Here is a 12,211-nt window from a genome sequence, read left to right on the forward strand (position 1 = left end):
ACCCCCGCATCGCGCTGCCGCGCTCGTCCTCAAACGCCGGACAGGCTGAGTGTGCCTGGACTGGGCTAGAGAGGTTCGGCCCGGCCCTTGAAGTCTTCAGCCCGGGCCGCGAATTCTTTAGCCCCTCCGGCGTTTGAGGAGCGGGGGTTCGGGGGCTGGCCCCCGAGTAGGGACGGGAAGGGGCGGCGGGGGCGATAAAGCTCCGCCAGCAGCAACGGCACCCCCACCACCGGCACCAGCCACACCATCACCATCAACCGGTCGATGCGAATGTCGGGATGGGCGGCGATGCTCAGCACGCCGGTGCCGGCCGCGGCGGCGAGGAGCACCCCGAAGGCGGGCCACCGCCGAAGCGCCCCCCACCCGCCGGCGACCACCAGCGCCAGGAACAGCGGATCGACCAGCTGCCGCCGCAGCCACTCCGTCCAGAAGTTGAGCTCCAGGTGGAAGAACTCCCACCACGCCCGCTCCCGGTCCGGCCGGTTGAAGTGGTCGGTGAGGAGGTCCTGGAGGCTGTCGGACTCCGAGGGGTACGGGAGCAGCCGGGTCAGGAGCATGACGCCCACGGCCGCCCCCAGCGTCACCTTCAGCAGCGTCTTCACGGCGTCACCCACCGGTCGCCCCGCCCGCCTCCGGTACAGGCCGATCACCCCGAGCCCCCCGGCCAGACACACCGACAGGAACAGCGCCTGCGAGTGCTTCACGGTGAACAGCAGCGCCAACGAGACGCCGACCAGACCGACGGCCCCCGCCCGCCCCCGCAGCACCAGCGCACACCCCCACAGCACCGCCAGCGTCAGCGCCATCATCGTGCCCTCGGTCATGGGCCGCATCGCGGTCGCACCGGTCGGCAGGACGTAGTAGAGGGCCTGCCCGGTCAGCGCCAACCCCACCGGAACGCCCACCGTCCGCAGGACGAGGAACACCAGCGCGCCCCCGACCACCGTGACGACCACCCCCGCCGCCCACAGCCCCCACGTCACCCCGAGGACCGTCACGAACGGCACGAGCAGCAGCGGATACCCGGGCCGCACCTCGAAGATCCGCATGAACCGTTCGCTCATGAACGGCGCCGTCCACCCGGACGTCTGCCCGGCCTCCAGCCGCCGGCCGACGCTCCAGTCGTAGTAGCCCCGGCACTCGTCCCGGATCCCCGGCCCCGGATCGGGGGCGCGGAAGCGCCGTACGTCCACACTGTGGTTCCGCGACGCGGTCTCGCCCCGGCTCGCGCACACGTACGCGATCGTGCGCCCCACCGCCTCCTCCTTGTCCGCACCGCCCAGACTCAGCGCGTACGACAGGTAGTTGCGGCTGTCGGGCGTGTCCCGTCCGGTGACGTTGGCGAGTTGGAGACAGCCGAAGAGGGCGGCGAGGAACAGCACCCACGCGGCGGGGCGAGCGCTCACGAGCGGGCCAACTGCCCGCTCGGGACGCCGGGTGCGGGGACCGTGGGCGACACGGCGGCCAGGTCCTGGCCCAGCATCACCAGCCGTACGACCCGCTCCGACGCCCGCCCGTCGTCGTAACCGCCGAACCGCTCCCGGAAGGCCTCCCGCAGTCGCGCCGACTCCTCGTCCCGCCACGCGCCCGACGCGAACAGCCGCGCCAACTCGCCTTCGTCGTACGTCACATGGCCCGGCGGACGTTCGGTCACGTCGAAGTACGTGCCGCGTCCGGCGAGGTAGGTGTCCCGGTCGTAGGCGTGCAGGACGATCGGCCGGTCGAGGTGGGCGTAGTCGAACATCAGGGACGAGTAGTCGGTGACCAGCGCGTCCGAGGCGAGCATCAGGTCCTCGACGCTCGGCTCGTCGGTGACGTCCAGGAGCACACCCCGCCGCGCCAGGTCCCTCAGCTCCAGGCCGCGTTCGTGGCGCTGGGCCAGTGACGGGTGGAGGCGGACCGCCAGCACGTGGTTGCCCGGCAGCCCCGCCACCAGGCGTTCCAGGTCGCAGGTGGGCGCGTAACCGCCCTGACGGTGGTCGCGGTTGGTCGGCGCGTACAGGATCAGGGTCCTGTCGTTGTCGATGTCCAGCCGTCGCCGTACGGACTCACGGCGGCCCGGCTCCGGGCGGACCAGGCAGTCGTTGCGCGGGCTGCCCGAGCGCAGGGACACGAAGTCGCAGGGGTACGCGCGGTCCCAGACCAGCTCCGAGTGCGCGTTCGCGACCAGGCTGTAGTCCCAGCGGTCGGCCCGCCGCAGCATCTTCGGGACACTGAAACCGCGTCGCGCGCCCGGGTACTTCAGCAGGTCGGCGCCCATCGACTTCAGCGGGGTTCCCTGGTGGGTGTGGATGTGCACGGCACCCTCGCGCTTCACCAGGTCGTTGGCCCAATTGACGTTGTTGACCAGGTACTTGGCCCTCGCCGTCACCTTCCGGTAAGCGCGGCTGCCCGGCAGGACGTGCTCGATGTCCGGCGGCAGCGTGTCCACGTACTCCTTCCCGACCACCCACACGCCCCGGATGTGCGGGGCGATCTCCCGCGCCTTGCGGTGGATCGCGGCCGGATCGCCGAGGACGCCCCGGTGCGAGAAGGCGGAGTACACGGCCAGGTTGGGGTCGAGGGCCCGCCGCAGGACCAGTCGGCGGTGCGTCGCGAGCAGCACCCGGCGCAGCCGCCGTCGCCAGACCCGGTGGCGCCTGCGCAGGCCTGCGCGCAGCACGGCGGCCGCGCGGTGCAGTCCGTAGAGGGCGTACGGGGTCCGGGCGAGCAGTGTGAAGGACACCCGCGGGATCTGCTCACCGAGCCGGTGCCCGCTCGGCCGGTACGCCCGCAGGTCCCGCGCCGCCCGCCGGTGGAACTCGGGTCGGGCCGACGGCGGTACGCGGTCCTGCTGGCGGAGGATGAAGAGGTAGTGGTCCGCCATGTGGTCGTAGAGGAAGCCGCGCCACCGCTCCAACCCGGGCCGCTCCGCGATGAATCGGAACAGCCGCTCGTACTGCGCGAACACCTCGAAGTGCTCCCGGCTCGGCGTGCGCATCGCGTTGCCCTGGCGGCGCTGCCGGTAGTACACGCAGATCCGGTCCACGAGCGTGATCGTGCGGGCCGTCCACAGCGTCTGGTAGACGACCACCGCGTCCTCGTAGAAGCCGGTGGGAAAGGTGAAACCGCCCTCGCGGAAGAAGTCGAGGCGGTACGCCTTGTTCCAGACGACCGTGAACAGGTCGAGCAGATCGGGGCGTTCGGCGACCGTGAACACCTCGGGACCCGGCGCCTCGAACACCGCCGCGTCCCGGTTGCGCTTCACCGCGCCGTGCCAGTGCGTGCGCGCGTAGTCGAACAGGACGATGTCGGGCCGCGAGGTCGCGTCGATGCGCTCGGCGATCGCCCGCAGGGTGCCCGGCGTGTAGCTGTCGTCGCTGTCGAGGAACAGCAGGTACTCGCCCTGCGCCAGCTTCGCGCCGTGGTTGCGGGCCGGGCCGATCCCGCCGTTGACCGGCAGATGCACCGGCACGACCCGCTCGTCGCGGGCCGCGAACTCGTCGATGATCGCCGAACTCCCGTCCGGGGAGCAGTCGTTGACGACGATCAGCTCGAAGTCGCCATACGACTGGTCGAGGACCGACTCCAGGCATACGCGCAGATAGCCCTGCACGTTGTGGACGGGCACGACGATGCTGAAGCGGGGCATGGCACCTCCAGGTCCGGGAACCGGCGGGGATTTCGGGGGACGTGACGGCGGCATCAGCGGGCCGGTGCGTGGGTCCGTGGGCCGACGACGACCGCCGGTCTCGCCGCCGCGGGAACGGGCAGGCGCTCGTGCAGCGGCACCACCGGCGGCAGCTCCTCCTCGGGCTGCCCCAGCAGCACCCGCCGTACGACCCGTTCGGCGGCGCGACCGTCGTCGTACCGGCAGAAGCGCTCCCGGAACCGGTACCGCAGCCCGGCGGACCGCTCGTCCGCCCACTCGCCCGTCGTGAAGACCTGGATCAACTCGTCCTGCGTACGGGCGACATGGCCGGGCGGCTCGGCCAGCAGGTCGAAGTAGACGCCCCGTGTGTCCCGGTAGACGTCCCAGTCGTCGGCATAGGTGACGATCGGCCGGTCCAGGTTGGCGTAGTCGAACATGATCGACGAGTAGTCCGTGATCAGGGCGTCTGAGGCCAGACAGATGTCCTCGGTGTTCCGCGAGGCCGTGACGTCGATCAACTTCCCGGAGGACACCGCCTGTTGGAGGTCCGCGTCGCCTTCGAGGAAGTAGTGCGCCCGCAGCAGCACCACGAACTCCGGTCCCAGCTCCGCACAGAAACGGGCCAGGTCGAACTGGGCCGACACATCGCGCGGATAGTCGCGGTACGTCGGCGCGTACAGCAGCGCCACCCGGTCCTTCGGGATGCCGAGCCGCTCGCGGATCGCGGTGACCTCGGCCGGGTCCGCCGTGTAGAAGCGGTCGTTGCGCGGATAGCCGTACTCCAGATGTGTGAAGGCGCTGGGGTAGGCGCCCGACCAGACCTCCGTGGAGTGCGCGTTGGAGGAGAGGGAGTAGTCCCAGCGGTCCGCGCGCTCCATCAGCCGGCCGTAGCTGCCGGTGGCCGCCGCGACGGCCCGGTACTCGATCTGGTCGACGCCCATCCGCTTCAGCGGCGTCCCGTGGTGCGTCTGGACGTGCACGGACCCGGGGCGTTTGACCACGGCCGTCTCGAAGTTGACGTTGTTGAAGGTGTACTTGGCCCGCGCCATCACCTCCCAGTACCGCCTGCTCCCGATCACCACGCTCTCCACGTCCTCGGGCATGTTCGCCGCGTCCTGCTCCCGCACCAGGAACACCGACCTGATGTGCGGGGCGAGTTCGCGTGCCTTGCGGTGGATGGCGGCCGGGTTGCAGGCGTAGCCGCGGCCCCAGTAGGCGGCGTAGACGGCGAGGTTCTCGTCGAGGGGCCTGCGCAGGTACCTCCGGTACGGGCCGCGGGGGCGGCCGCGGCGCCATCTGCGGGCGGCGCGGGTCGCGAACGCGCGGGCCTGCTCCGTCCGTCGCTCGGCACCGAGGAGTGCGCGGAACGTGGTGTACGCGCCGCGGGCGAGCAGCCGGTTGCGCAGCCCCTTGGTGCGGTGGCCCGCCGGGCGGTGGCGGCGGTGGAGCCTGCCCGCGCGGCGGAAGAAGGCCCTGCGGCAGGACGTGGCCGCCGTGTCGAGGACCTCGGCGAAGAGGTGCTCGAAGAGGGCGTGCGAGGTGTCCTGGGCCAGGTCCTGTTCGGCTGCCCGCCTCAGTACCAGCTCCACCTGGTCGAGGAGTTGACGCTGCGCGTCGGGCGTCGCGCCGCCGCCGCTGCTGGGGCGCCGCTCATGACGTCGTACGCAGACCCTGTCCAGCGCGGCGGACTTCCCGGCCGCGAGGGTCACCAGACCGGACCAGCCGATGTCCGCGAAGTGACCCTCGGGGAAGGTGAGTTGGTGATCAGCCAGGAACGCCCTTCGGTAGGCCGTGGCCCAGACCGGGTGCCGTACGTCCGTGGGGTCGCCGTCGTCGCCCCCCTCCGCCACCGGTTCGCCCACCCACCACGGCACGCGCTCGTGGGCGACGTACAGGACGTCGACCTCGCCGGTTTCCCGGAGCCGGGCGTCCATCGCTGCGAGGGCTCCCGGCGTCAGCACGTCGGTCGCGGTGAGGAACAGGAGGTACGCGCCTGTGGCCGCGTGCATGCCTGCGTCGCGCGAACCGGGGGTTCCGACGATGCGGGAGTCTCTGGCGGCGTACTCGTCTGCCACTGCCCCCGCCGGGGAGTCGGGGGTGTCGCAGGCCGTGATCAGCTCGAAGTCCGTGAAGGACTGGGTCACGACCGAGTCGAGGGCGGTGGGGAGGCGCCCCGCGAGGCCTTGTGCGGTGACGATGACGCTGAAGCGGGGCATGTGGTGCGGGGCTCTTTCTGTGACGGGGGGTGGGTGGGGTTCGGGTGGTGTGTCGGGTGCGGGTGGGAACTGCGCGACCAGCCCCCACCGGCCCGCACTCGACAACCGGGCCCGCGCCCTAAAGACAAGGGGCCTGGCCCGCCGGTGTGGGGACGGTGGCCAGTGGCGTCGTGACGGACTGGTCCGCCGCCGACCGGGCGGGATTGCGCGCCGCGAGCGGCACCACCGCCGGCAACCCCGACGTCTCGCCCAGCACGACGTGGCGAACGACCCGCTCGGCCGCGTGACCGTCGTCGTACGGGCAGAAGCGGTCCCGGAACGCCGACCGGAGCTGCGTGGAGCGGGAGCCGCGCCAGTGCCCGGTCGCGAAGATGTCAATCAGCTCGTCTTCGCTGCGCGCCACCGCACCCGGCGGGAACGCGCGCAGGTCGAAGTACGTGCCGCGGGCCGCCTCGTACGCCTCCCAGTCGTCCGCGTGGATCACGATCGGCCGGTCGAGGCCCGCGTAGTCGAACATCAGGGAGGAGTAGTCGGTGATCAGCGCGTCCGACGCGAGGCACAGGGACTCGACGCTCGGGTGGTCCGACACGTCGATGAGCCGGCCGGCGCTCCGCACGAGCGGGGCCCCGTACGCGTGGTGCGCGCGGGCCAGCAGGACGAAGCGCGGGCCGAGTTGGCGCAGCACCCGCTCCAGGTCGAGCGCGGTGCGCTGGGTGCGCCGGTAGTCGCGGTGCGTGGGCGCGTACAGGACGGCGACCGCGCCCTCGGGGATGCCGAGGTTCTCGCGCAGCCGGGCCACGTCGGCCGAACTGGCCTGCTGGAACACGTCGTTGCGCGGCTGGCCGTACTCCAGAGTCGTGTAGCCGGACGGGAAGACGCGCTCCCAGACGAGGGTGGAGTGGCGGTTGGCGGACAGGCAGTAGTCCCACTGGTCGGCATCGCGCAGCAGGTCGGTGAAGTCCGTGCCGCGGGCCGCCGCCGGGCGTTCCTGGAGGTCCAGGCCCATGTGCTTGAGCGGTGTGCCGTGCTGGGTCTGGACGAGGATCTGGCCGGGGCGCTTGACCAGCCGACGGTCGAAGTCGGCGTTGTTCACGAGGTACTTGGAGCGGGCGAGGGCCGTCCAGTACGCGGCGGTGCCCGGCGTCAGCCTGCGGGTCGCCGTCGGGATCGTGTGGTGGAACTCGGGGCGCGCGATCCATGCGGTGCGCACGTCCGGCGCGTACGTCCGGAACGCGGACTCCAGCGCCCCCGGGTTGCAGCCGTGACCGCGTCCGCCGTGGCTGGTGAACACGGCTTGGTCGGCCCGGACGGGAAGCCGGAGCTGGACCTTGTAGTGCAGCCGGAGCGCGGCCGTGCGGAGGGTCCGGGCCAGTGCCCCGGCGAGTCGTGTGACGCCTCGCTGGAGCCGCACCGCCGCCCACAGCGCGCGGTAGGTGCGGTGACTGCCCAGGCGCACCAGCGCGCGCCGCAGCAGGTTCTCGGACGGGACGTCGGCGGCCCGTACGCGGTAACGGACGTAGTGGGCACGGGCCTTGCGCAGGAACAGGGCGCGGGAGCCGTGCGGTACCCGGTCGCGCTTGAGGAACACGGCCGACAGATGGTCGACCATGCGGCGGAACAGGACCGGCCGCCAGTGCGCCAGTTCGGGGTGCGCGTCGAGATGCGCGAAGACCCGGTCGTACTGGTCGAAGATGTCGAAGTGCTTGCTGCTGACCGTGCCGAGGATGTTGCCCCGGCGGCGCTGGCGGTAGTGGACGCAGACGCGGTCGAGCGTCGCGATCGTCTCGGCGGCCATCAGGACCGGGGACGTCCAGGGGGTGTCCTCGTAGTAGCCGGGCGGGAAGGCGAAACCCTCCCCCGCGATGAACTCCCGGCGGTACGCCTTGTTCCACACGACCATGAGGACCTTCAGCAGCCCCGGACGGTCGTCGAGCGTGAACGGCGCAGGGGCGTCCTCGGTGAGCTGGCGCGCCTGTACGTTGCGGACCGTCTCGCCCGACCAGAAGGTGCGCGCGTAGTCGTAGACCAGGACGTCCGGGTCGCCGGTCTCCTTGACGCGGTCGGCGATGGCCCGCAGGGCGTCCGGGGTGAGGGTGTCGTCGCCGTCCAGGAAGATCAGGTAGTCGCCGGTCGCGTACCGCATACCGGCGTTGCGGGCCCGGCCGAGGCCCACGTTCTCCTTGAGGTGGACGGCCCGCACACGGGGGTCGGCGGCCGCGAACTCGTCGATGATCGCGCCGCAGGCATCGGGTGAGCAGTCGTCCACCGCGATCAACTCGAGGTCGGTGAAGGACTGTTCGAGGACGGATGCCATGCACTCGTGCAGATATGCCTGCACCTGGTACGCGGGGACAATGACACTGAACCGGGGCAAGGGACATCCTTGTGTCGGCGCGGGCATACTGCCCAGAAACGGCCGAAGGGGTTACCGGGTTACGCCGGATGCGGCATGTGGGGGACCCCGGGTGAACGCGAAGGGGCGGACCGATGACGGCCCGCCCCTCGCGATGTGTACTCCGGGTGCCCGACCCGGATGTCCCGGACGCTACTTCACCGCGCCCGCCATCACACCGGACACGAACTGCCGCTGGAACGCGAAGAACACGGCCAGCGGGATCACCATCGAGATGAACGCGCCGGGCGCCAACGTCTCGATGTTGCCGGAGAACTGACGGGTCTGCTCGGTCAGCGCGACGGTCAGCGGCCGCGAGCCGGAGTCCGAGAAGATCAGCGCCACCAGCATGTCGTTCCACACCCACAGGAACTGGAAGATGCCGAGCGACGCGATCGCGGGCCCGCCGAGCGGCAGGACCACGGTGGTGAACAGCCGGATCTCGCCCGCGCCGTCGAGCCGTGCCGCTTCCAGGAGTTCACGGGGGATCTCCGCGAAGAAGTTGCGCAGCAGGAAGATCGCGAACGGCAGGCCGAAGCCCACGTGGAACAGGACGACACCGATGATGCTGCCGAAGATCCCGAGGTCGCCGAAGAGGTCGGCCAGCGGGATCAGGGCGATCTGGATGGGCACCACCAGCAGGGCCACCACGGCCACGAACCACCAGTCGCGGCCCTTGAAATCCATCCAGGCGAAGGCGTATCCGGCCATCGCGCCGATGACGACGACCAGGGCGGTGGCCGGCACGGTGATCCACACCGTGTTGAGCAGGGCGTCGGTGATCTGCTCCTTGCCGAGCAGGGTCGAGTAGCTCTCGGTGGTGAGCTGGGACGGCTTGCTGAAGACGTCCCACCAGCCGGAGGCGGCGATGTCGGTCGGGTCGCGGAACGACGAGGCGAGCAGCCCGACCGTCGGTGTCACCCAGAGCAGCGCGACCAGGATGAGGAACACGCGCATCACGCCGCCCGCCGCGCCGCTCGCGAGCCTGGAGGCCAGCGAACGCGGGGGCGGACCGACCGCGTCGACGGCCACCAGTGGTTCCTTCAGGGGTACGGAGGGTGCGGTCACCGTCGGCGCTCCCTTCGCAGTCGGCGGATGTTGACGATCATCACGGGCATCACCAGCAGCAGCAGGACGATGCCGATCGCGCTGCCGAGCCCCTGGTTGTTGCCGCCGCCGAAGGAAGCGTTGACCAGTTGCAGGGCGAGGACGTTGGCCTCGTCCTGGGTGGGCTGCGGAGCGATGATGAAGACCAGGTCGAAGATCTTCATCACGTTGATCATCAGAGTGATCAGCACGACGACGAGGACCGGTGCGAGCAGGGGAACCGTGACCCGGCGGAACACCTGCCACTCGTTGGCCCCGTCGACCCGGGCCGCCTCCAGGAGGTTGCGGTCCACCCCGGCGAGCCCCGCCGCGATGAGCACCATCGCGAAACCGGCCCACATCCATGCGTACGCACCGATGATGGCCGGGGTGACCAGGGACGGGCCGAGCCAGTCGACGCCGTTGTAGGGCGCCGCGAAGTTCGAGGCCGGCAGCCGGAGTTGGGCACCGTCGGCCGCCGCCGGCAGTGTGAACGTACCGTCGGCGCCCGCCTTCGCGGAGGCCACGACCTTGCCGTCCTTGACCGCCTCGACCTTGATGCCGGGCAGGGCCTTCTCACCCGTGTCGATGGCGCCCTTCTCGCCGCCGCCGCCCAGTTTGAAGTCCAGCCAGACCGTGCCGGACACCCCGTCGCCCGAGGCCTCGGCGGGCTTGGCGTCCCCGGGGCTGCCGGGCACCTTGTTCGGGGCGATGCCGACCAGCGGGATCAGGGCCGGGGAGCCCGCGCTCACCGTGCCCGTGGACGTGAAGGAACCTCCGCCGGACGCCTTGAGGTCGCTCTCGGTCGACGGGCGTGCCTTCGGATAGACCGACGACTCGGCGAAGGTGTCGTGCACCCCCACCACCACGGCGTTGGCCACGCCCTGATCCGGGTCCGCCTCGTACACGAGCCGGAAGATGATGCCCGCGGCGAGCATGGAGATGGCCATCGGCATGAAGATGACCAGCTTGAACGCCGTTGACCAGCGCACCCGTTCGGTCAGCACGGCGAAGATCAGGCCCAGCCCGGTGACCAGTGCCGGGGCGACCGCCACCCAGATCGCGGTGTTCTTGACCGCGGTGAAGGTGGCGTCGTCGCTGAACAGGTCGCCGTAGTTGCCGAGGCCCACGAAGCCGGAGCCGTCGGCGTCGTAGAGACTGCGCCAGACCGAGTACCCGATCGGGTAGACCACGAGCGCGCCGAGCAGCACGATCGCGGGCAGCAGGAACAGTCCTGCCACCCACGGCCGGGTGCCGATCACGCTCTTGCGTTTTCCGGCGGGGGGCACCGGACCTGCCGGGCCCCCCGCCGTCGCCACCTGCGACGACATGGGCTGCCGTCAGCCCTTGTACGCCTTGGCGGCGGCCGTTTCGAGCGCCTGCTGGGTGCCCTCGACGTCCGTGGGGGTCTTCAGGAAGTCCTGCAGCGCCTTCCACTCGCCCGCGCCCTGGGTGCCACCGAAGGCGGCCGGGGCCTGGTCGGACATGTCGAAGCGGAAGTCGTCGCCCGCGTCGAGCAGCGCCTTGGCGATGTCTCCGGCCACGGCGTCCTTGTAACTCTTCAGGTCCATCTCCTTGTTGGGGGAGATGAAGCCGCCCTGCGCCGCCCAGATCTCGGCCGCGTCGGTCGACGCGAGGAAGGTGATCAGGGCCTGCGAGGCCTTGTCGTCCTTCAGGATCACGGCCACGTCACCACCGCTGACCACCGGCGACTCGTCGCCGACCGCCGGGAACGGGAAGACCTTGGCGTCCGTGCCGATTTTGGCCTTCGTGTCGGCGTTGATGTTCGCCGCGACGAAGTCGCCCTCGTAGACCATGGCGGCCGGGGTGTCGCCCGAGAAGGTGTTCGTCACCGACTTGGGGAACTCGGTGCGCAGCGCGCCGGCCCTGCCACCCGCGATCAGGTCGTCCTTGCCCCACAGCTGGGCCAGCGTGGTCAGGGCCTCCTTGACGGAGGGGTCCGTCCACTTGATCTCGTGCTTCGCCAGCTGGTCGTACTTCTCCGGGCCCGCCTGCGAGAGATAGATGTTCTCGAACCAGTCGGTGAGGGTCCAGCCGTCCTGGCCGCCGATGGAGACCGCGGGCGAACCGGCGTCCGACAGCGTCTGCGCGGTCTGGACGAACTCGTCCCAGGTCTTCGGTTCCGCGGTGATCCCGGCCGCCTCGAACGCGGCCGTGTTGTACCAGACCAGGGACTTGTTGGCGGCCTTCGCGTAGACGCCGTACTGCTTGCCCTCGTAGGCGCCCAGGTCCTTCCAGCCGGCCGAGAAGTTCTTGTCGATCTGCGCCTGTGCCTCGGCGCCGAGGGGCTTGACCCAGCCCTTGTCGGCGAACTGGTGCAGCACACCGACCTGCGGCAGGAACGCCACGTTCGGCGGCTTGCCGCCCTGGATCTTCGTGCCCAGGAAGGTGGAGGTGTTGTTGCCGGTCGGTACGAAGCTGACCTCCGCGCCCGTCCGCTTCTCGAACTCGTCCAGGACCTTGGTGAAGTTGTCCTGCTCAGGGCCGGTCCAGACGGCCGCGACCTCCAGCTTCTGGCCGTCGAGCTTGGGGAGCTCGACGCTTGCGGCGCTGCCGGTCTCGCTTCCCCCGCCCCCTTCGTCGCTCTTGTCGTCGTCACCGCCGCACGCCGTGAGCGTGAGCGCCATCGCCCCCGCGACGACGGCGGCCGCGGTTCGCGCGGTCCTGCTCATCTTGTGCGACTTGTTGTGCGACCTGTGTGTACGGAGAGTGTTGCTGCGCATGACTTGCCCCGTTCTTCGTCGAACGTCCGAGCGCTGTCCCGTGCGCTCTTGGTCTACGCCCGTGCGCTTGGGGGCGGCAAGAGCGCCTGCGCTGTCAAGGCCGTGATCGTAACCGCGTCGTGACGTGGGGACTTGGGGGCGT

The 12,211-nt window shown here is 70.5% G+C and carries 7 protein-coding genes; all 7 read right to left on the reverse strand.

Annotation, left to right across the window (positions count from 1 at the left end; all coding sequences use genetic code 11):
* Positions 1-65 precede the first annotated feature (65 nt).
* The 7 genes from ACZ5VQ_RS27880 to ACZ5VQ_RS27910 all read right to left on the reverse strand — a co-directional run bounded on the left by ACZ5VQ_RS27880 (position 66) and on the right by ACZ5VQ_RS27910 (position 12,069).
* On the reverse strand, positions 66-1,406 hold the full coding sequence (locus ACZ5VQ_RS27880; RefSeq protein WP_469107282.1) for a hypothetical protein: 1,341 nt from the start codon (positions 1,404-1,406) through the stop codon (positions 66-68).
* Positions 1,403-3,631, reverse strand: coding sequence for a bifunctional glycosyltransferase/CDP-glycerol:glycerophosphate glycerophosphotransferase (locus ACZ5VQ_RS27885; RefSeq protein WP_469107283.1), 2,229 nt, complete (start codon positions 3,629-3,631; stop codon positions 1,403-1,405). The genes ACZ5VQ_RS27880 and ACZ5VQ_RS27885 overlap by 4 nt, the downstream gene beginning before the upstream one ends.
* 53 nt (positions 3,632-3,684) lie before the next feature.
* Entirely contained in the window at positions 3,685-5,847 is a 2,163-nt protein-coding gene (locus ACZ5VQ_RS27890) for a bifunctional glycosyltransferase/CDP-glycerol:glycerophosphate glycerophosphotransferase (RefSeq protein WP_469107284.1), read from the reverse strand.
* A 118-nt stretch (positions 5,848-5,965) separates the two neighbouring features.
* Positions 5,966-8,221 carry a bifunctional glycosyltransferase/CDP-glycerol:glycerophosphate glycerophosphotransferase gene (locus ACZ5VQ_RS27895; protein WP_469107285.1) on the reverse strand — a complete coding sequence of 752 codons (2,256 nt, stop codon included), beginning with the start codon at positions 8,219-8,221 and terminating at the stop codon, positions 5,966-5,968.
* Positions 8,222-8,392: 171 nt separating this feature from the next.
* Entirely contained in the window at positions 8,393-9,196 is an 804-nt protein-coding gene (locus tag ACZ5VQ_RS27900; protein ID WP_362085973.1) for a carbohydrate ABC transporter permease, read from the reverse strand.
* 107 nt (positions 9,197-9,303) lie between these two features.
* Complete coding sequence (locus tag ACZ5VQ_RS27905) at positions 9,304-10,656, reverse strand: carbohydrate ABC transporter permease (protein WP_469107286.1); 1,353 nt, start codon at positions 10,654-10,656, stop codon at positions 9,304-9,306.
* Between the two features lie 9 nt (positions 10,657-10,665).
* Positions 10,666-12,069 (reverse strand): ABC transporter substrate-binding protein, encoded by a 1,404-nt coding sequence (locus ACZ5VQ_RS27910; protein WP_469107287.1) that lies wholly within the window; start codon positions 12,067-12,069, stop codon positions 10,666-10,668.
* Between the last annotated feature and the right edge of the window lie 142 nt (positions 12,070-12,211).

The sequence above is a fragment of the Streptomyces sp. NPDC033178 genome (assembly GCF_055577685.1).

What these genes read in the sequence shown, in the direction of transcription:
- ACZ5VQ_RS27900 (WP_362085973.1), bottom strand. Translation starts at nt 9,196, where the DNA reads ATGCGCGTGTTCCTCATCCTGGTCGCGCTGCTCTGGGTGACACCGACG.
- ACZ5VQ_RS27885 (WP_469107283.1), bottom strand. Translation starts at nt 3,631, where the DNA reads ATGCCCCGCTTCAGCATCGTCGTGCCCGTCCACAACGTGCAGGGCTAT.
- ACZ5VQ_RS27905 (WP_469107286.1), bottom strand. Translation starts at nt 10,656, where the DNA reads ATGTCGTCGCAGGTGGCGACGGCGGGGGGCCCGGCAGGTCCGGTGCCC.
- ACZ5VQ_RS27890 (WP_469107284.1), bottom strand. Translation starts at nt 5,847, where the DNA reads ATGCCCCGCTTCAGCGTCATCGTCACCGCACAAGGCCTCGCGGGGCGC.
- ACZ5VQ_RS27910 (WP_469107287.1), bottom strand. Translation starts at nt 12,069, where the DNA reads ATGCGCAGCAACACTCTCCGTACACACAGGTCGCACAACAAGTCGCAC.